This window comes from Acinetobacter sp. WC-141, from assembly GCF_000313935.1.
GTDB lineage: Bacteria > Pseudomonadota > Gammaproteobacteria > Pseudomonadales > Moraxellaceae > Acinetobacter.
In genome coordinates, this window is sequence record NZ_AMSS01000087.1 from 17,519 (window position 1) to 38,832 (window position 21,314).

Genomic DNA, 21,314 nt, shown 5'->3' on the forward strand with positions numbered 1-21,314 from the left:
TATAAATCATAATTAATTTTAGCAGCCCGTTTTTAGCATCAACTCAAAATCTTTTAAAGCCGCAGCTGCCGTAGCTAAAGGTGCGGATGCTCCTCCACTTACAACAAGTTCACCCATTTCTTGCGTTAACACCCGAATGCATTTATTAGAACCTTGCAGGTGAGCAAAAGGATGATTTGCTGGAACTAATCTTAATTCAACACCTGTTTGAATTTGCTGATTCTTAATATGAATAAAACCGACTAAACGAGGAATTAGATTTTCTTTTTTCCAATCACGAATGTGATCGGCTGTGACATGGCTGATTCCTTGTCTTGGAATATCTTGAATTTTTACCTCAGCTCCTAAAACAGTATTGGCTAGTATGGTAATTTTAGCAGCGGTATCCCATCCATCTACGTCGAAAGAACTGTTCGGTTCCGCAATACCTTTTGCTTGAGCTTTTTCAAGAGATTCTGCAAACGCACATTCATGTTGCAACATATCATTCAAAATAAAATTTGTAGTTCCAGTAAAAACACCTTCTATTTCTAAAATTTGACAACCAGCTAAGTTATATTCAAACAAATCAACAGTCGGTAAAGCCGCAGCTGTCGCACCGCTAAAAAATAATTTTTTATTGTGTTGATGAGCCAAGTTAATTAATTTTTTACCTTCTACGACTAAAGCACCTTTAGATACTGCAATCGCATGCATTCTATGTGTTAAAGCATAATTTAAATAAAATAGGCCTTTCCCACCTGTCACATAGTCACTTGGCCCTGTCTCAATAATGACATCTGCTTGAACCTGTTCTAAAAACTTTTGCTATGTTAGGCCTAGTTGATATTGTGTTTTATCCAGCCACTTTGAAGCTTGTAAACCATCTTGGTTAATTAAACCTGATGATGAGTTGCAGACACCTACTAAACGGGCATCAATTTGATATTTTTGTTTATAGTATGTCGATCGATTAAAAAGAAGCTCTGCAATTTGTTGCCCAATCCGTCCAAAACCACAAATTGCCACGTTAACTCGCTTCATATCGCTTTCTCAAAAATTTAAATGGTTTAAATGAAATTTCCAAAGATAATTTTAATATCTCATCTTTGGAAAATTGCTATTTATAGAGAAGGTTAAAATACTATATCGCTCAGATATTTGTTAGATTAACAATCTTAATAACCATATAAATTGCGACAGCAAAAACCATTAAAGCAAAGACTTTTTGTACAATGGCAGCCGGAATAAAACGTATAGCTCGGCATCCTAATAACATACCAACTGCACATGCGAGCGCAAACGCACTAGTAATGCCTACTGGATAGTGAAAACCCTCTGCAATATGCATCACAATACTCATTCCACTGATGAGAAAAATAATCATAAGTGAAGTTGCAACAATGCTATGCATATCCAAATTTGTGACTTTTCTAAGCGCGGGCACAATTACAAAGCCGCCACCAACCCCTAGCATGCCAGTTAAAAGCCCAGCAATAATTCCGATGCTGGCAAGAACGCTTCCCGTTTTAAAATTCCAGATAAAGCGTCCCGTACTTGGGTTGACCTGACACGGCGGGTTATGAAAGTCTGATACTCGGTTACTAATAAGTCGATAGCCTACTGTAAACATGACTAAGCTAAACATTAACATGAGCCAGACAGGTGAAATCGCGTTGGCTATTAAAATTCCGATATGTGCCATTGGAGCACCAATTAAGGCAATCCAGATCGCAGCACGATAACGAACTATCTTTTTAAATAAGCCTTCAATGGTTCCAATGAGTGTAGATAGCGCAACTGCCAACAACCCAATCGGCGCAGCTTGAGCCACGCTCCAGCCTTGACTGGTCATGAGCGCGGGTACAGCAAGAATACCGCCACCTGCGCCAGTAAGACCAAGTAAAAAGCCAATCACGATGCCTTCAACGACAAGTAATAACATATCAAAAGCCTAAAATTGCATATACATCATTTGCAGTAGACTGCTGGTTAATGAGTGAATAGATCTCGTCTTCTTGCGAAGCTTTAGTCGTTTCTCAAAACAAAGCGTTGCTTTGTTTATCCTCTTAACTCGAACATAGTTCTTGTCTTCTTACGAAGCTTCAACCGCTTCTCAGGACAAAGGTTGCTTTGTTTATCCCCTTAACTTGAGCACAGCTCTCGTCTTGCGCTCGGGTAAAGCGTTGCTTTGTTTATCCTCGCTCAGGTTTGACCATCCATTCGCGGCCCTTGAGCATGCCTTGCCAGTAAATCGGTGGTAAAATCTGTTCTTTAAGCAACCATGCCAACCGAGATGGCTTTTGCCCATCAATCACCCATTTCGGAAAACTAGGAAGTAATTTACCGCCGTAACCAAACTCAGCCAGAACGATTTTTCCACGCTCTACAGTGAGTGGACATGAGCCATAGCCGTTGTACTCGCAGAAATTCTGCTCACCATTCAGTTGTGCGAGAACATTTACAGCAACGATTGGGGCTTGTGCCCGTGCCGCAGCAGCAGTCTTGGCATTAGGCGCATTCATCACATCACCTAAAGCGAAAATATTGGCATGTTGTGTGTGTTGTAAGGTTTGAGGATTCACACTCACCCAGCCTGCTTCATCAGTAAGCGTACTTGCACGAATAAAGTCTGGCGCTTGTTGTGGTGGAACAACATGCAACATATCGAAATCAGTTTCGACCAATGCGGCATTTTCATCGTTCACCACCTTAAACCATGCTTTTTTTGCAGGCCCATCTACTTTGACAAGTTGATGGTTAAAGTGCAGTTCCGAGCCATATTTTTCGACGTATTGCATTAGTGCAGGTACATATTCCTTCACACCAAATAAAACACCGCCGCTGTTATAAAAATGGATAGAGATATCTTTAAGTTTGCCTTGCTTTAGCCAGTAATCGGCTGAAAGGTACATCGCTTTTTGAGGAGCACCTGCACACTTAATTGGCATAGGCGGTTGGGTAAAGATTGCCTTTCCACCGTTTAGTTGTTGCACCAGTTCCCATGTATACGGCGCTAAATCATAACGATAGTTAGACGTCACCCCATTTTTACCTAAGGTTTCGACTAAACCTTCAATTCCATGCCAGTTGAGTTTTAAACCAGGACAGACAACCAAAGCTTTATATTGAATCGGTTGGCATCCTTCCAAAATGACCTGACTGTGTTCAGGGTCGAATCCAGCAACGGCAGCTTTCATCCATTTCACTTTTGAAGGAATTACACTTGCCATTGAGCGTGCGGTTACTTGGGGTTTAAAGATACCACCACCGACCATAGTCCAACCCGGTTGATAGTAATGGGTATCTGCCGGATCAATAATGACAATATCTAAATGAGGTTCACGAGACAGTAAGCTCGATGCTACAGAAATTCCTGCTGCTCCAGCGCCCACAATCACAACGCTATAACAAGGAATTGTCGCTGGTTCATGATCACGTTTTAAAATACGTGGCACCAACCCTTTCAAGTTAAAACCAAGTTTGTTACTCGACTCTACTAAAAGCGCTGCATCTTTTGGAGCAACTTCAGCCAAAGCCCACAAACTGACTGCACGCATACCAGAGCGACAATATGCTAAAACGGGCTTCTGAGCACTTTGATAAAGCTGTTTGAAATCAGCAACTTGCAGATCGGTAATTTTACCACTGGTCACAGGCTGATAAATTACGTTTAAGCCATATTGCTGAGCTGCTTCTTTAATTTCAATCACATTAGGTTGGTCTGCACCTTCTCCATCTGGGCGGTTACATATCAGAGTTTTTACTCCCTGATCTGCAATTTTTGCGATATCGTCGGCAGTAATCTGTCCAGCAACATAAAAATCTTGATTAACTTGTTTAAGTTCCATATTGCCACCTTTTTATGATTGTGAAGTTGAGCCACAGGCCTGATTCGCAGGTAGCGCTTTATCAATTTGTTTTGGATATGGAAGATTCAAATTATTCATTAATTTAATAAAATCTTCTCTTGAGCGATTCTGACCTAAACGCGAATTCTTTAAACGCTCATAACCAACCGTTGAAGACAAACGTCCCTTATAGTCGTGTCCTGGATACACAATAGTGTCATCAGGTAAGCTGAAAAGTTGTTTATGAATACTGTCATACAGTGTGCCCGCATTACCCTGCTGGAAGTCAGTTCGACCACAACCGTCAATTAATAATGCATCACCCGTGAAAACCATATTTCCTACCAGATAACTCGTACAAGCATTGGTATGACCTGGTGTATAGCGTGCTTCAATACTGAGATTGCCAACTTTAAGCATGCAACCATCTGTGATTAAAATATCTCCGCAATTTACATCTGAATTTCGATGTAAAACCGATTTGCAATGGAAACGTTCACGAAGTAAATTTGCAGCGGTAATGTGATCTGCATGAACATGTGTATCTAAGGTATAGATGAGCGTAAATTGATGCTGCTCTAATTCTTCTGCATAAATCTCTATATCTGATGCAACTGGGTCAATTAAAATAGCCTCTTGTGTTTCTTCACATCCAAGCATATATGTATAAGTCGAACTTTCCTGCTCAAAAAACTGCTTAAAGAACATGATTTATACCTTAATAATTTATTTCTTTCCTATATTTTGCAAATAAGATGCCAATTATTTAAAATTAAATAATAAATATAAAAATCAAAAATTTATAATATTAATTAAAATTAAAGTTGAGAACCCAATTGAACTTGATGTTCCTTTGAAACTCAAGTATGTTTCAATGAAACGATTATGAAACAAAGACAATGGCAAAGTTAAATTTTGAGTCAGAACAAGATTTTTTTATTTTATTTGAGCAATTAAAAGCTTTATTCCCAAATGCGAGTCTGTTTTTAGCAGACACAACGACTCAAGCAATTCACTATAAATTTAATACAGACGACATTTCTGTTGAGAGTATGGCAGCGCTTACTCAAGACCATCACAATCAATATCTCGAAATCAATACTTCTAAAATGAGAAAGCGATTTATCTATCAGGAAAATGATATTTACATCGCAGAGCATCGTATTATCGGGAAATTGCATATTTTACAGCCCGTTAGCATAGAGAATGATATTAGTGATGAAGTAGAGCTAACAAAACAGTTGCAAGACTTAAGCAAGATCTTTAATAGTTGCTCACCAGAAATGGCCCGTATGTTTTCAATCATTCAGAGAGTGGCGATTACTGAATTTCCAGTGCTCGTCCGCGGCGAATCTGGTAGCGGCAAAGAACTTGTAGCACAAGCAATTCATGATTATAGCCAACGTAAAAATAAGATTTTTGTAGCGATTAACTGTGCTGCTTTAAATTCTAATATTTTAGAAAGTGAACTATTTGGGCATGTGAAAGGTGCTTTTACAGGAGCAATTCGTGACCATAAAGGCGTGTTTGAACGTGCCGCAGGCGGAACACTGTTTCTGGATGAAATTGCCGAGATTCCTTTAGAGCTACAAGCTAAATTATTACGTGTGTTGGAAACAGGTGAATTTACTCCTGTCGGTGGAGAAAAACCGATTCAGGCCAATGTCCGGATTATTACCGCAACGCACAAAGCTTTACGCGAAGAAGCTAAGACTGGGCGTTTCCGCCATGATTTGCTCTACCGTTTACGCGTAATTCCAATTTTTATACCACCACTCAGAGAACGAAAAGTCGATATTCCACTCATTGTCGATCAAATTTTAAAAGAAAGCTCAACTCAACTCGACACAATGCCTCGTCACGTCAATCAAAAAGCCATGCAAGTTCTATTAAATTATGATTGGCCAGGAAATGTTCGTGAGCTTAAAAATACATTGCTTTATGCTTTAACTATGGCAAATGGTAAAGATGAAATTGAAGTTGAAGACTTACCAAATGAACTCTTAAATGCCGATGATTACGTTAAATTACCTGAGACAAATACAGAGCTTAGTCCTGAAAATGTGCAAGCAGCTTTAGAAAAATATAACCATAATCTGAATATGGTTGCGAATATTTTTGGAATTAGCCGTACTACACTTTGGCGATATAGACAAAAACATAAGCTTTAGGTAGGTATTTATCTGATCTAAGGCGTATCATATTGCACTTGGTTAGGTTCGTTAGTTCAAAGGCGTTATATGATTGTTCGTGATAAAAGCAATGTATTTAAATTATTATTTGCTTGGAAAGGAACAGTTCTACCCAAGGTTTTGCCAGCGCTGAGTTTTGTTGTTCTTATTTCTGCCTGTGTAGTTTGGCTTTCTTATTATCACTGGATTCAAATTCCTACCGTACCCGCAATTGGTTTTACGATCTTTGGTGTGATCCTTTCCATTTGTACTGGTTTTCGCAATAACGCGTGTTATGACCGTTGGTGGGAAGGCCGCAAACTTTGGGGCGCACTAATTGCAAATGCCAGACATATAGTCCGAGATAGCCATGTTCTATCCAAAGAACAACGTGAACATTTAATTCATCAAGTTTTAATTTTTACTAATTTACTGCGTGATCGGCTGCGACAGCAAACGGCCGAGCCAACAAAATTTCTTGAACATGCCTATTTGAGCAATTCTTCACTTGATCATTTAAATGAACATATTAATGCACCCCAGTTTGTGCTCGAAAATATTCAAAAAGATTTAGTCAAAGCTCTAAAAGACGGAGAAATTAGTGACATTATCTATGGCACATTGACGCGTCATATTGTTGAACTAGGCAATATCCAAGCAGGTTGTGACCGAATTGCCGGGACACCTTTACCCTACTCTTATTCAGTACTTTTACACCGTGCCGTTTACTGTTTTTGTTTCATATTACCGTTTAGTCTTGAAGCAGCTTTAGGCATTTGGACACCACTTATTGTCGGCTTAATCGCTTATATGTTTTTAGGTTTAGATGCCTTAAGTGCTCAAATTGAAGAACCTTTTGGTTTGCAAGAAAATGATTTACCACTAGATTCAATTGTGCGTTTGATTGAACGTGAGTCTCTAAGCTCTTTAGGGCAGCCATTACCCCCTATTATTGAAGCTCAAAACAACAATTTACTTTAATAAAAAAAGAGCGAATCATCGCTCTTTTTTATAGGCTTGAATGTCTATTTATGGATGTACAATAATCTTAACGGCTGATTCATTGTTATGAATTAAGGTCTCAAAACCTTGTGAAATCAAATCATCAAGTTGAATACGCTGCGTAATAAAAGGTTCCAGATTTATTTTACCTTCTTCGACCAGTTTAATGGTTTCCTGATGGTCATTTACATAGGCAATTGTGCCGCGTACATCAAGCTCTTTCATTACTACACTATGCACATTAATTGATGCTGGATGGCTCCAAATCGAAACAATAACAATAACGCCTGTTGGTTTTACTGCCGCAACCAAAGTATCTAAAACTTTATTGACGCTACTACATTCAAAGGCAACATCGACGCCATCGCCATTGGTAATTTTCATGACCTCAGAAACAACATCAACTTCTGATGGGTCTAAAATATAATCTGCAACATCCGACTCTTTGGCTTTTTCTTTACGTTTTGCACTTAACTCGGTAATTATGACCTTAAGACCTTTCGCTTTTAAAATTGCCGAAAGCAACAAACCAATGGGACCTGCACCACCAACAAGTGCAATATCACCAGCCTTTGCACCACTGCGCACATAGGCATGATGACCTACAGATAACGGTTCAATTAGTGCCGCCTGATCTAGCGGAATTTTATTGGAAATTGGATGCACCCAACGGCGTTTAACCGCAATTTTCTCCGATAAACCACCGCCACGTCCGCCTAAACCAATAAAGTTCATATTTTTGGAAAGATGGTAATTATCTCCCGGTCCAGTCGGTACATCATCGGCCACAATATAAGGCTCTACGACTACATGCTGACCAATTTCAATATCATCAACACCTTCACCTACGGCATAAACTACACCTGAAAATTCATGTCCCATAGTAATCGGCGCAGATTCGCCTGAAATAGGATGCGGATGTCCACACGGTGGAATAAAAATTGGCCCTTCCATAAATTCGTGCAAATCTGTACCACAGATTCCACACCAAGCCACCTTTATACCTACAGTGCCGGGAGTAACTTCTGGTTCAGGGATATCTTCAATGCGAATATCGCCTCTGTCATAAAAACGCGCTGCTTTCATTATTATCTCCCTCAAATCAGGATGTTGTTTTAGCGATAGACTATTCCGCCGTCCGTTAAAATAGATTGACCCGTAATATAGTCCGAATCTTCACTTGCCAGAAAAGCAACTAATGCGGCTACATCATCAGGTGTTTGGGCTCTACCTAAAGCAATACCTTCTACATACTTTTTATAAGTGTCACCGATTTCAGCACCGGTAATTTCAGCAAAACGTTTATCGATTTCAACCCACATGTCCGTTCCGACAATTCCGGGGCAATATCCATTTACCGTAATACCGTGACTGGCATATTCTTTTGCCGCAGCTTGGGTAAGTGCACGTACCGCAAATTTGGTTGCTGAGTAGATACCGAGTAAAGCAAACCCATCGTGGCCTGCAATTGAGCAAGCATTTATGATTTTGCCTTTATGTTGGCGTTGCTTAAATTTTGCAGCAGCAGCCTGTATTCCCCACAGCACTCCACCAATATTAATATCAACAATTTTTTGAAATTCATCCGGTATGATATCCGCAATCGCCTGAACCTGTGCAATTCCAGCGTTATTAATCATGACATCAAACCCGCCAAGACTTTCTTCAGCATGATTTATAGCGGCATAGACTTGCTCGCGGTCACTGACATCGGCAATAAATGTACTCGCATTTACACCTAAAGCTTGAATTTCCTGCTGTACACCATTCAGTCGATCTTGTTTCATATCGACTAATGCAATATGTGCTCCTTCTTGCGCCAAACGCAGGGCAATCCCACGGCCAATGCCTTGAGCTGCCCCTGTAACTAGTACAACTTTATCTTTTAGTCCCTTAACCATGTTCAACTCCTGTAAATGCAGAATTTCTACATATGAATCGCTCGTTGCATTGAGGCCAAAATGGACTCATGCATGGCTTCTGATAAGGTTGGATGCGGGAAAATCACTTGAGCTAAACTTTCATCAGTTGCTTCTAGATATTTGGCAATCGCAAAGCCTTGAATATGCTCAGTCACTTCATGGCCGACCATATGTGCACCAAGTAATTCACCCGTTTCTGCATGAATGATTGTTTTAACGAAACCTGACGCATCTCCAATTGCTAAAGCTTTACCATTTGCAGTTAAAGAAAACTTGCCAATTCGTATAGGCAGATTCTTAGCTTTGGCTGCATTTTCTGTTAAACCAATACTCGCCACTTGTGGATGCGTAAAAATACAACCGGGTATCTGGCTATGGTCGAGTGAATGGACGTTTGCCACACCAGCAATTTTCTCGACACATATCATGGCTTCATGACTTGCTTTATGGGCAAGACACGGTGCACCAGCCACATCACCAATTGCATAAAGCCCTGCTACATTGGTTTTACAATAGTCATCAATTGCCACAAAACCTTGTGGGTTGAGTTCTACACCTAAACGTTCTACTCCTAGCCCCGTGGTATTCGGCTGTACACCAATTGCCGATAGTACACGGTCAAAAACAAGAGTTTGAATATCATTTGCCGTTTCAATCACACAGTGGACTTGCTCATTTTCGATTTGAATACTTTGAACGACAGCATCCGTTAAGACCCTCATTCCTTTTTGTTCAAATTGTTTTCTAACAAATTGAGCAACTTCTGCATCTTCGGTCGGTAAAATTTGTTTAGCCAAATCAATAAGGGTCACCTGACACCCCAAGTCTTGATAAAGACTAGCAAACTCACTACCAATTGCACCTGAGCCCACAACTAGTAAGCTTTTTGGTAACTGCTCTGGAACAAGTGCTTCTTTATAGCTCCAGACATATGTTCCATCGACAGGAAGTTGAGGAACATGTCGAGCTTTAGCTCCAGTTGCCAAAATGATATGTGGTGCACTCAAAGCCTGACTGTTACCTTGAGCATCGGTCACTTCAAGTTTTTCTTTAGCCGTAAGTTGAGCACGGCCATTAAACACTGTCACCTGATTCTTTTTAAGTAAGTAATCGATGCCTTGTACCAGCTGAGCTGACACTTGGCGGCTATGTTGCACAAGCTTTTGAATATCAAAATCGAGTTGAGATACCTGAAAACCAAACTGTCCAGCATGTTTAAACTGGTTTGCAAGCTCTGCGCCTGCAAGCAAAGCTTTAGTTGGAATACAGCCCCAATTTAGACAAATTCCGCCTAAATGTTGCTCTTCTACAATTGCGGTTTTTAAGCCGAGCTGGGCTGCACGAATTGCAGCCACATACCCACCCGGTCCCGCGCCAATCACAATTAAATCAAATTGAGTTTCTGACATGCGGGTTCTCCTACACCAAAATTAAAGCAGGGTTTTCAACAAACTGCTTAAAGCTGGCCAAGAATTTCGCCCCAACCGCACCGTCAATAACTCGGTGATCGCAAGACAACGTCGCTGTAACAATCTCACGAACCACTACATTGCCACTTTCGACAACAGCGCGAGATTCTGAGGCACCTAATGTCATAATTGCACCTTGCGGTGGATTAATAATGGCGTCGAACTGTTTAATGCCTAACATTCCTAAATTTGAAATGCTAAAGCTGCCTCCCTGAAACTCATCAGGTTGTAACTTGCCAGTCTTGGCACGCGTTGCCAAATCACGCATGTCATCGGAAATCTGAGCTAAAGACTTCTGATTCGCAGCTTTCACAATGGGTGTAATTAAACCGTTTGGAATCGCTACAGCCACCGAAATATCCGCTTGAGAGAACTGTAAAATTGATTGAGTCGCCTCATCAAATTGGACATTTACCTCAGGTACTTTAATCAGTGCCGCGGCAGCTGCTTTAATTAGCATGTCATTAATAGAAAGTTTGACTTGTGGAACGGTCTCATTAATCTGTTTACGTAAATTTTGCAAAGCTTCTACGTTTAGATCGACCACTAAGCGGAAATGCGGTGCATTACGTTTTGCAGCCTGTAACCGTGAAGCAATCGCTTTACGCATACCATTCATCGCGACAGTCGTAATAGTCGATTGTTGTTGAACAGCACATTGAGTCGATGGTTCATTTACCGACGTTGGGTTATTACGATAATAAACCGCTTCAACATCTTCTTTACAGATACGGCCACGAGTACCTGAAACACGACAATCATTTAGGTTAATGCCCCACTGCTTTGCTAAACGACGTGCTACAGGTGTCGCTGAAACTCGGCTATCATCGGCCGTAGATTTAACCTCTTTAACTTTAGTTTGCTGCTTAATATCAGGCCACTGACCACCAGCAGCTTGTACAGTTTTCTGGATGTCTTGAACACTAATACGTCCTTCACGGCCAGAACCTGTGACTTTTGCTAAGTTTACATTGTGCTTTTCTGCAAGCTTTAAGGCATGCGGTGTTGTAAACAACTCATTAGGTGTTTGATAGCCTTGTAATGACTCGGGTACAGCATAGTCACCTTTAGCGACCTTTGCAGGAGCTGAAGCACTAGCTGCTGCAATCTGTGGCTGTTCTACTTTTTCAGCAACAGGTGCAGATGTTTCCGCTTTACTTTGCTCCGAAGGTGCTTCCGGGGCTTTAGCTGCTGAACCACCTAGTGATGCAATAAAAGTTTCAATTTCTGCATCAGAAACTTGGCTTTCAGCACATACAGCAATAAGACCACCGACAGGTAAAGTATCACCATCTTTTGCTAAAATTTTACGGAGCGTTCCAGCAAAAGGCGCTTCTAATACATTGACGATTTTTGTGGTTTCAATTTCACAAATTTCATCGCCCTTATTAAAGCTATCGCCTTCTTTAATCAACCATTGGGCAATCGTGCCTTCTTCCATGGATAATCCCCATTTCGGGATCTCCAACGTTTTAATTTCGCTCATCCTAAGCCTCCAATGTTTTTCGCACAGCTTGCTCAATACGCTCTACACTTGGAATCCATTCTTTTTCTAAAACCGGAGAGAATGGAACAGGCGTATGTGGTGGCGTTACAAGCTCAACAGGTGCTTTCAAATAGTGGAAACCTTTTTGTGCGACCAGCGCAGCAACATCATGACCAAAACCACAGCGCGCTGCTGATTCATCTACAATCACAACACGTCCAGTCGATGCCACAGATTCTAAAATTCCTTCTTCATCCAAAGGAGAAATTGTACGAGGGTCTACCACTTCAACCGAAATACCATCTTTCGCCAGTTTGTCTGCCACTTCATTGGCACGATGCACCATCAGTCCTAACGCAATAATGGTAACGTCTGTCCCTTCACGGGTGTAATTTGCTACACCAAAAGGAATGGTGTAGGCATCATCTGGAACTTCACCTTTAATGTCATAGAGCATTTTGTGCTCACAAAACACCACTGGGTCGTCATCTCGAATAGCCTGAATTAACAGCCCTTTCACATCGTATGGACTAGATGGAACCACAACTTTTAAGCCGGGAACTGCAGCAAATACGTTATATGGAGATTGAGAGTGCTGAGCTGCTGCAGAAAAACCTGCACCAATCATCCCGCGTACCACCATTGGCGCTTTTGCTTTTCCACCGAACATATAACGGAACTTTGCAGCTTGGTTATAAAGCATGTCATGACAAACGCCATAGAAGTCCATAAACATTAAGTCCGCAACAGGACGTAAACCTGTTGCTGCAGCACCAGCAGCCATACCGATAATTGCTGATTCAGTAATTGGCGTATCAATAACACGCTCTGAACCAAACTCTGTCCATAAACCTTTAGTTACACCCAGCACACCACCGAAGCCTTCAAGCTCATTCTCTTCGGTATTTTTACCGCCATGACCACCACGCACATCTTCCCCCACCACAAACACAGTTGGGTCACGGCGCATTTCTGATTCAATGGCTTCTTTAATTGCATTACGAAAACTTTTATTTGGCATCTTTACTATTCCTTTAGTAAGAGACATAGACGTCGGTAAGGAGTTGTTCTGGTTTTGGATATGCCGCAGCGCGAGCTTTAGCAACTGCATCATCAACGTTCGCCTTAGATGCTGCATCAATCTCATCTAATTTGGCTTCATCAATTTTGCCTTTAACTTTTTCTCGGAAAATTTTCAAAGGATCTTTATTTTCTTTAACGAAGTCGACTTCTTCCTTAGAACGAATCAAGCCAGGATCACCTTCGAAGTGGCCATAAAAACGGTTTGTAATAGTTTCAATCACGCTTGGACCTTCGCCACGGCGTGCACGTTCAATCGCAGTTTGAGCGGCCTCATAGACTGCAAAGAAATCGGTACCATCGACTTTAACGGCTGGTAAACCAAACCCTGCTGCACGTCCTGCAATGTCTTTACTTCCGACGGCGTAATCATGGCCAGTACCCTCACCAAAACCGTTATTTTCAAAGACAAAAATAACTGGAAGTTTAAGCACAACTGCCATGTTCATTGCTTCGAAAGTAAGACCTTGGTTTGAACCTCCATCCCCTGTAAAAGACAGCCCGACACCACCAGTCTTTAAGGTTTTTGCTGTCAATGCTGCACCAATTGCCAGCGGAGGCCCGCCACCCACAATCCCGTTGGCACCGAGCATACCTTTATCTAAATCGGCAATATGCATAGAACCGCCTTTTCCACGGCACAGTCCATCATCTTTACCGAAAATTTCCAGCATCATGCCGTGAATGTCACAACCTTTTGCAATACAGTGACCATGTCCACGATGGGTTGAAGTGATATAGTCTTTGTCGGTTAGGTTTTCACAAATCCCGACTGCTACCGCCTCTTCACCACTATATAAGTGAATAAAACCTGGAATATCACCATTGGTATTTTCTTCGTGAAGTCGATCCTCAAATTCACGAATATCACGCATGCTTTTATATGCTGCGAGTAATTGCTCTTCCGTTAATTGCATATCCTTTTCCTTTATTATCTTGATTATTTAAAACCAACCAAGTTTCAGCAAAAAATATATTTCGCTATAAATAATAAAGCTCAAATCAAATTAATATTCTATTAGACTAAAAAGTTTTAAATAAATTTAATGGTTATTAATTTTTTATTTTCAAAAACTTAACTAGCAAAAATAAATTTAAAAAATTTTTATAATTTTCAACAAGGTATAAAACAAACCTTTAACCAACCTTTATTATTTTAGAATATTAGCCACACCCTGTGCTTTAATTAATTTTGATTATTAAAATGATTTAAATAAATCTACAATTTAAAGAAACAGGAGTTTAAGCAAGTTTTAAATAAAATGGAATTAATAATATGGATTTTAAAAGACAAGTGGAAGCTGGTATTAAATTACGGGGAGCTGATAAAGTAGCTCGCATTCCTATTAAAGTTTTACCAACAGAAGAATTACCGACTAAGCCAGACTGGATTAGAGCCAAAATAACTGATTTTGAAGAAATCAAACGTATAAAAAATTTGCTGCGCCAACAGAAATTACATAGTGTTTGCGAAGAAGCAGCATGTCCAAACTTACCCGAATGTTTTGGTGGAGGTACGGCAACATTTATGATTATGGGAGACATCTGTACCAGACGTTGTCCATTCTGTGATGTCGCTCATGGCCGCCCAAACCCCTTAGACGAAGATGAACCTAAACACTTGGCAGAGACGGTCGCAAACTTAAAGTTAAAATATGTCGTGATTACCTCTATAGACCGTGATGATCTACATGATGGTGGCGCCGCTCATTTTGTAAAGTGCATTGAAGAAATTAGAAAACGCTGCCCAGAAACTTTGATTGAAATTTTAGTGCCAGATTTTCGCGGACGTTTAGAGACAGCTCTTTCGACTTTGAGCTTATCTCCTCCTGATGTATTTAATCATAATATTGAAACTGTTCCGCGTTTATATAAAGCAATGCGCCCAGGTTCAGACTATCAGCACTCATTAGAGTTACTAAAGCGCTTTAAAGCATATTGTCCTGACATCAAAACCAAGTCCGGTTTAATGGTTGGGTTAGGAGAAATTGAAGCAGAAGTTATTGCTCTACTCAATGACTTAAAAGATTATCAAGTAGATCTGATTACCATTGGGCAATACTTGCAGCCTTCAAAGTCACATGCGCCTATTCATCGGTTTGTAAATTTACAAGAATTTGAAAGATACACACAACATGGTAAACGGTTAGGTTTTAAAAATATCTGGAGTGCACCTATGGTCCGTTCTAGCTACTTTGCTGATCGGCAATATTTTGGAGAATCTGTACCAAAGCCTTTTAGTCGACAAGATGTCCTATCGTAACGATCAGACAATTAACAAAACTTATCCAATAGAATAATGGTCAAGACTTATAAAAGTATTTAAGGTAAGGAGATAACGAGGAAATAGTCACAATAAGAAAGTTATACCTGTTGAGCGGCTACGGATACGCCATTTCAATGATAAAGGAATTTCGATATGGATATGTCAGAACAATTATCATCGCCTTTTATAGATACTACGCCGTCTTTATTCCGGCCAGAAAAGTCATCTCATTCTCAACAATTAGGAAAAAAGCCACCCGTTGACCTTGAAGCGGCTCCGTTATTTGACCTCACTGAAGAGTGGGAACATTCATTATTCGGGCGTTCTATTCATGAGTGTCACCGGAATTTAATGCATATTGCTGAAGATGCCGATATGGCAATCGGCGTGACCGACCCACATGGTACGCTACTTTGGACATGGAGTAGCCATCCCATGCGCTCATCAGCAGAACAGGTTCATTTTGTTGAAGGTGGTCAATGGTCTACTCAAGCAGTAGGACAAAATGCAATTGGTTTAGCGCTAAACACCCATTCAGCTAACTGCGTTTACTCACATGAAAACCAAATGAATAGCGTCAGAGACTGGGTCTGTTATGCAGCACCGATTACTGATACACATACAGGCCAATTTTACGGCATTATGAATTTATCGACTAAATCTCATAAGCATAATTCTCTTGGTCTTTTAGCTGTTGAGCGATGTGCTGATATTGTGAAGCAAGCAATTCAGCTTCATCAAAAAAATATTTTATATATTAAGGCCTTTGGAACACCAAAAATTCAATATAACCAACACAGCCTGACATTAACTCAACGTCAAATTGAAATTCTATGCATTCTCACGCTTTGTCCCGAAGGAATTAACCTTGAAGAGCTTCACTATGCTTTATATGGCGACCGGCCAGTAAGTACCACCACTTTAAAAGCAGAACTTTCTCAACTCAGAAACTTGATTCCCGATGTAATTGAGTCACGCCCTTACAGACTTAATTGTGAAATCCAATGTGATTTTTTAATGGCCGAGCAAGCCTTAAATTTAGGCTTCACAGCAACAACATTAACGCTCTATAGAGGGAGTTTTTTAGCTAAATCGGAAAGTCCATTTTTGTGTGCATGGAGAGACTGTTTTGATGCTCGCTTAAGTCATGTGATTTACCAGATTGAAGATGTTGACCAATTATTACGGGTAGTCAGCCGTGTTCCAGACCGTGTAGATGCTGTTGAGCGTTTGCTTGAATTATTACCCGAAGAAACGCCTTATCGAACAAAGCTGTTAAAACTACTCGAATAAAATAAAAGGGAGAATATCCATACGATATTCTCCCTTTTTAAGGTGAGATCAAGCAGAGGCTTGAAGCTGTACCTTATAGCAATCATCTAAGGCTAATTCATAATACCGCAGCCCTTCTTCAGCAGCATGAAATGCTTTTCGCTGCCAGTCAGGACGATCATTACATAAACGCTTAATCAGCTCCATAGCTTCATAAGGATGAAGATCATCATAGTGGGCATGAGCACGTAACCAAGCCAAAGAACGTTTATCAATCGTTACTTCAGGATGATTAGTATAGGTATGAATCCCCTTATAGACTTGAATGGACCAATCTCCGGTTGCCCATTCAATTGCCAAATTTGTTGCAGCAAGGCATTCTGCTAAATTACCCCGATGACTCATATTCCATAAGAAATGGTTCACCGCATTCATAGCAGCAGGCGGTCTTACGTTATCAAGCTCATTAACAGTTAAGCCAAAACCTCCAGCCCAATCGCGATACCATTTTAAGTGTCGCTCTTCTACCTTAATATTTTGGATTAACCAATCTCGTGCTTCTGTAACTCCGGGTTCAGAGAACATAGTGGCTTTGGCTAATGCTCCAGCCATATATGACGGGAAATGGGCGACTAAAGGATAGAAATTAAGTAAAGCATAACGGAAACTATTTAGGCTCAATCCCCCATTGGCCATTTCTGAAAAAAACGGATGTTTACTTACCCGTTCTTTCGCTGGTAGCAGGTCATCCCAGAACTGCTGTGACCATCCATTATGCGGTGTAATTTCTAAATGCATTCCATATTGATTTAGAGCAGTCATTGCTAATTTTCCTATTTATATGACAGCAATCATCTGTATTTCACGCTACAAGTCTATCCGAAAATGATAAAGATACAATCGTTAATCGACCATTTGTAACTTTTTTCGATGGATTGTAACTCTTTAGATAATTGTTACGCTAATCATTGAAATGTCGTGATTTTTATCACACTTAACACAGATAAAAATCATTACTTTTTTAAAAAAACTGTATTATTATTTTGAATAATCCACACATTATATAATCAATATTTTTAGATGGAACTTTACTAAAATAAGTCTCATTTTATGACAACTTCCAATATAGAGAGCATTAATTATGAAGTTGCAGGGTTCCAATATATTGGGACAGGAACAAATAGATTTATTAACCACACGAGGATTAAACTTCGTATGGTTTCCAAAGCAGCTTGAAACGATTTATCGTTTTCAATACCAAAATGGTGCTGCCTATGAGTTCCGCTATAGAGCGCCTATTATTTTAATATTATATATATTTTTAAGCTTTGGTATATATCAAGTTTTACCAACTGAACAAGTTTTACCCTGGTTTAGTTATTATTCTTGGGTGGGTGTAATTATTTTTCTTGCCTGGATTTTATCGTTTATTAAAAAATTAAATCAGTACTTTGATTATTATGTAGGAATTGGCTCAGCTTTAGCGGTAGCAATTACTTTTATTTTAATTAACGTTATAGAAAATGGCCAAGAGAACGTTCTTTTTCATGCAGCCATGATGTATGCGATTGTAATTATCTATGGTGCAGTGGGTATGCGTTTTTATACCGCCATATTTGCTGGATGGATTGGAGGACTTGTTGGAATTTTGGCAAGTAACTATTTAAATGGGGTGATCGACTGGACTTTCTTGAACCGAACTTACACCTTCAGTAGCTTCTTGGGAATGACCCTCGCCTATGCAACTGACCGCCAACATCGAGAAAACTACTTACAAAACTGCATGATCGAGCTGAATCGCATTGAGCTGATGCAGCAAGCACAGCAATTATCTTTACTTTCACAGCAAGATGCACTTACTGGTTTAGCCAATCGACGCTATCTAGACGAAACACTGGATAACGAATGGCGCCGTGCTTTACGACATGAAACACCCCTTACGATCATGATGGTCGATATCGACTATTTTAAATCTTACAATGATACCTTGGGACATCTAAAGGGCGATGAATGCTTAAAAGAAATCGCAATTGCTATTTCTTCGATTGCTGCTCGTAGTGGTGATTTAGTTGCTCGTTATGGTGGTGAAGAGTTTTTACTACTATTTCCAATGACAAACGCTCAGCAAGCCTTGATCCAAGTCGAACGTTTAATGAATGCTATTAATAAAATTGCAATTAAACACCCATGTAGTGAGGTATCACCAAATGTCACCATTAGTGTTGGAGTTGCAACCACAATTCCACGACTAAATGATTCAATTTCTGCTTTTGTAGCCCGTGCTGATCATGCTTTGTATAAAGCAAAAACTAATGGACGTAATCAATATAAAATTGCTGTAAACGAAGAACAAATTGTAGATTTAACTTAAAAAGTCAGACTTGTATTCAAAATAATTTTTGACTAATTATTATCTTTTAGTTTCTTTTATCACTTCTTCTCTAATTAAAATGAATAGAAATACACAATTAGCTTTTCCATCCGTGGTAAAGCTAAAATTTAATTTAGAACTCGTAAGTAGGAAATTTTCTTTTATTTAAGTTTAAACCATTTGTTAAAAATGACTTATATAAAATTAGCTCCTTTCTATGCATCAAGATATTATTTTTAGTTAGTAAAAATTACTAACCACAGCTAATCTAATATAGAAAAAATCAAGTTCATTAGAGCTCACCTTTCAACTTCTTCCAAAATCTTATTAAAAAATAAAATAATGAATTTTGATCTACTCTTTGCGGTGTAGTGGAAATAGCCTCAGCTGAAAATGGTAGGATCGACACAATATTCTCATGTATTGTTTCATAATTTGGATAGGCTTCCTTTTTTATTATTTCTATAATTTTTTGTATTTCATCAATAGATAAATTTAAAAACCTCTTAATTTCTTGAGCTGTTTTTGATTCAATAGATAATAAAGCACAAACTCTAGTAACATTAACAATCTGCTCTGCATGAATATTTTTAAAGTTTGGATAACAAACAAGCTTATAAATAATTTTTGTTTCCAAGTGTTTTGTAGTTACCCTATTTTCTTTATTAATTATACGTTCTTGATGTCCGATTTTAAAATATTCATTCTTCTCAACCTCTTGTAAAATATTTAGAAGTTCTTGATATCTTATAGGTCTCTTCAAACCATACTGATAGCCCTTTAAGAGCTCAGGGTTATTACTTAATACAATCTTAATTTTTTTAGGAATAAGTATATTGGTATAGCCACTATCTAAATCAATAATATGTATATCTGGATTATCTTCACCGTATATCCAATTCCCTAAAAGATGAGATGACAAAGATAAGTCATGAATAACTTTTATCATTGCCTGTAAATTTTTAGGCAATAGCCTATCCTTTGACATACAGCCAATTCTATATGTACTCTGCTTCATTGATATTTCCCCAATTTCAATGATGACGTTGAAAACTATTTGTTTAAAGTAATAAAAATTTAAATATGTAATAACTTATATAAAAGCAATTTGAGTCAAATTAACTTTAAGAGATAAATATAAATATCTGGTGCAGCAAAAAAATTAATAAGATTTAATCTCCGACTTCTACAGATAAATATATTCAAAATAAATCGGACGATATTATATTTACAGAGAGATTATAAAACAAGAAATAATTTAAAATTAATCAAACTCAAGAACATAAAAATTTAAACCCCCCATATTTAATTTAAATATGGGGGGTTATTTACTCAAGTCAAAAATTATGACTACGGTTCAATTGGAGAAAATGGCGGAATAACGTCTGCATTTTGAGCACGATGGCGTAGAAAATGGTCCATTAACACAATTGCTAACATTGCTTCAGCAATCGGTGTCGCACGTACACCCACGCATGGGTCATGACGACCTTTAGTCAACACATCGGTATCTTCACGATTCAAATTAATCGTTTTACCCGGTGTGGTAATGCTGGCTGTTGGTTTTAGTGCAATAGCGACTCGAATGGACTGACCACTTGAGATACCACCTAAAATCCCACCAGCATGATTCGCTAAAAAACCATTACTGGTCAATTCATCACGTGTTTCATGACCAAACTGTCCAGCAACCGCAAAACCATCACCAATTTCAACACCTTTAACCGCATTAATACTCATCATCGCATGAGCAATGTCAGCATCTAAACGGTCAAAAACAGGCTCACCCCAACCTACAGGAACTTTTTCAGCTAAAATTTCTAGCTTCGCACCACAGCTTGTTCCCTGTTCACGCAAAGAAGTCACCAAAGCTTCAAAACGTGAAACAGCGTCTACATCACCACAGAAAAATGGATTATTCGGAACTTCATTCCAATCCAGTTTTTCAGCAACTTCATTGCCTATTTGAGTAACATGACCACGAATCAAGACACCAAATTTTTCTGCTAAATATTTTTTAGCTATTGCGCCCGCTGCAACACGCATAGCTGTTTCACGAGCACTTGAACGGCCACCGCCACGATAGTCACGGAAACCGTATTTTTGCGTATATGTATAGTCGGCATGGCCAGGTCTAAAAGTTTGGGCAATATTACCATAATCTTTCGATTTTTGATCAGTATTCTCAATCAATAAACCAATTGGCGTACCTGTCGTTTTACCTTCGAAAACACCCGAAATGATTTTAACCTGATCAGGCTCTTTACGTTGAGTCGCAAATTTAGAAGTACCCGGTTTACGACGGTCAAGGTCTTTTTGCAAGTCTTCTTCAGACAGCTCAAGGCCCGGTGGCACACCATCAACAATTGCCATTAAGCCAACGCCATGAGATTCGCCACAAGTAGTTACACGAAAGAGTTGTCCAATACTATTCCCTGCCATATG

Annotated in this window: 17 protein-coding genes and 1 pseudogene; 5 read left to right on the forward strand and 13 right to left on the reverse strand. The window is 39.3% G+C overall.

The window, feature by feature from the left end; all coding sequences use genetic code 11:
* Positions 1–18: 18 nt before the first annotated feature.
* The 4 genes and pseudogenes from ACINWC141_RS17125 to ACINWC141_RS17140 all read right to left on the reverse strand — a co-directional run bounded on the left by ACINWC141_RS17125 (position 19) and on the right by ACINWC141_RS17140 (position 4,538).
* Positions 19–1,023 (reverse strand): annotated as a pseudogene (locus tag ACINWC141_RS17125) (homoserine dehydrogenase).
* Between the two features lie 109 nt (positions 1,024–1,132).
* Positions 1,133–1,924, reverse strand: a complete 792-nt coding sequence (locus tag ACINWC141_RS17130; RefSeq protein WP_009393352.1) for a sulfite exporter TauE/SafE family protein — start codon at positions 1,922–1,924, stop codon at positions 1,133–1,135.
* Positions 1,925–2,174: 250 nt separating this feature from the next.
* On the reverse strand, positions 2,175–3,830 hold the full coding sequence (locus ACINWC141_RS17135; protein WP_009393374.1) for a bifunctional protein tyrosine phosphatase family protein/NAD(P)/FAD-dependent oxidoreductase: 1,656 nt from the start codon (positions 3,828–3,830) through the stop codon (positions 2,175–2,177).
* A gap of 12 nt (positions 3,831–3,842) precedes the next feature.
* On the reverse strand, positions 3,843–4,538 hold the full coding sequence (locus ACINWC141_RS17140; RefSeq protein WP_009393393.1) for an MBL fold metallo-hydrolase: 696 nt from the start codon (positions 4,536–4,538) through the stop codon (positions 3,843–3,845).
* A 191-nt stretch (positions 4,539–4,729) separates the two neighbouring features.
* Here ACINWC141_RS17140 and ACINWC141_RS17145 point away from each other — a divergent pair, with 191 nt between their 5' ends.
* Both ACINWC141_RS17145 and ACINWC141_RS17150 read left to right on the forward strand, forming a co-directional pair.
* Positions 4,730–6,001, forward strand: coding sequence for a sigma-54 interaction domain-containing protein (locus ACINWC141_RS17145; protein ID WP_009393371.1), 1,272 nt, complete (start codon positions 4,730–4,732; stop codon positions 5,999–6,001).
* A gap of 69 nt (positions 6,002–6,070) precedes the next feature.
* Complete coding sequence (locus ACINWC141_RS17150) at positions 6,071–6,982, forward strand: bestrophin family protein (protein WP_009393363.1); 912 nt, start codon at positions 6,071–6,073, stop codon at positions 6,980–6,982.
* A 48-nt stretch (positions 6,983–7,030) separates the two neighbouring features.
* Here ACINWC141_RS17150 and ACINWC141_RS17155 read toward each other — a convergent pair whose 3' ends face one another.
* The 6 genes from ACINWC141_RS17155 to ACINWC141_RS17180 are packed head-to-tail and all read right to left on the reverse strand — an operon-like array spanning position 7,031 to position 13,877.
* Positions 7,031–8,089 (reverse strand): 2,3-butanediol dehydrogenase, encoded by a 1,059-nt coding sequence (locus ACINWC141_RS17155; RefSeq protein ID WP_009393396.1) that lies wholly within the window; start codon positions 8,087–8,089, stop codon positions 7,031–7,033.
* A gap of 29 nt (positions 8,090–8,118) precedes the next feature.
* A complete protein-coding gene (locus ACINWC141_RS17160) occupies positions 8,119–8,904 on the reverse strand; it encodes an acetoin reductase (RefSeq protein ID WP_009393368.1) in 786 nt (261 codons plus the stop codon).
* A 26-nt stretch (positions 8,905–8,930) separates the two neighbouring features.
* Positions 8,931–10,334: a dihydrolipoyl dehydrogenase gene (gene lpdA, locus ACINWC141_RS17165; protein ID WP_009393397.1), complete on the reverse strand. Its 1,404-nt coding sequence runs from the start codon at positions 10,332–10,334 to the stop codon at positions 8,931–8,933.
* Positions 10,335–10,344: 10 nt separating this feature from the next.
* Positions 10,345–11,880, reverse strand: coding sequence for a dihydrolipoamide acetyltransferase family protein (locus ACINWC141_RS17170; RefSeq protein ID WP_034679032.1), 1,536 nt, complete (start codon positions 11,878–11,880; stop codon positions 10,345–10,347).
* 1 nt (position 11,881) lies between these two features.
* Entirely contained in the window at positions 11,882–12,901 is a 1,020-nt protein-coding gene (locus tag ACINWC141_RS17175) for an alpha-ketoacid dehydrogenase subunit beta (RefSeq protein WP_004792520.1), read from the reverse strand.
* Between the two features lie 13 nt (positions 12,902–12,914).
* Positions 12,915–13,877, reverse strand: coding sequence for a thiamine pyrophosphate-dependent dehydrogenase E1 component subunit alpha (locus ACINWC141_RS17180; RefSeq protein ID WP_009393349.1), 963 nt, complete (start codon positions 13,875–13,877; stop codon positions 12,915–12,917).
* Between the two features lie 359 nt (positions 13,878–14,236).
* Between ACINWC141_RS17180 and lipA the strand changes: the two genes are divergently transcribed.
* Both lipA and ACINWC141_RS17190 read left to right on the forward strand, forming a co-directional pair.
* A complete protein-coding gene (lipA, locus tag ACINWC141_RS17185; protein ID WP_009393362.1) occupies positions 14,237–15,223 on the forward strand; it encodes a lipoyl synthase in 987 nt (328 codons plus the stop codon).
* A gap of 156 nt (positions 15,224–15,379) precedes the next feature.
* Positions 15,380–16,519 carry a hypothetical protein gene (locus ACINWC141_RS17190; RefSeq protein WP_009393415.1) on the forward strand — a complete coding sequence of 380 codons (1,140 nt, stop codon included), beginning with the start codon at positions 15,380–15,382 and terminating at the stop codon, positions 16,517–16,519.
* Between the two features lie 48 nt (positions 16,520–16,567).
* Here ACINWC141_RS17190 and ACINWC141_RS17195 read toward each other — a convergent pair whose 3' ends face one another.
* On the reverse strand, positions 16,568–17,320 hold the full coding sequence (locus ACINWC141_RS17195) for an iron-containing redox enzyme family protein (protein WP_009393398.1): 753 nt from the start codon (positions 17,318–17,320) through the stop codon (positions 16,568–16,570).
* 319 nt (positions 17,321–17,639) lie between these two features.
* Here ACINWC141_RS17195 and ACINWC141_RS17200 point away from each other — a divergent pair, with 319 nt between their 5' ends.
* Entirely contained in the window at positions 17,640–18,869 is a 1,230-nt protein-coding gene (locus ACINWC141_RS17200) for a GGDEF domain-containing protein (RefSeq protein ID WP_009393400.1), read from the forward strand.
* Positions 18,870–19,161: 292 nt separating this feature from the next.
* On the opposite strand, the gene ACINWC141_RS17205 is transcribed toward ACINWC141_RS17200, so the two are convergent.
* Together ACINWC141_RS17205 and aroC are read right to left on the reverse strand one after the other, a co-directional pair.
* Positions 19,162–19,887 carry a hypothetical protein gene (locus ACINWC141_RS17205; protein WP_009393409.1) on the reverse strand — a complete coding sequence of 242 codons (726 nt, stop codon included), beginning with the start codon at positions 19,885–19,887 and terminating at the stop codon, positions 19,162–19,164.
* A 332-nt stretch (positions 19,888–20,219) separates the two neighbouring features.
* Entirely contained in the window at positions 20,220–21,311 is a 1,092-nt protein-coding gene (gene aroC, locus ACINWC141_RS17210) for a chorismate synthase (RefSeq protein ID WP_009393354.1), read from the reverse strand.
* Positions 21,312–21,314: the final 3 nt, after the last annotated feature.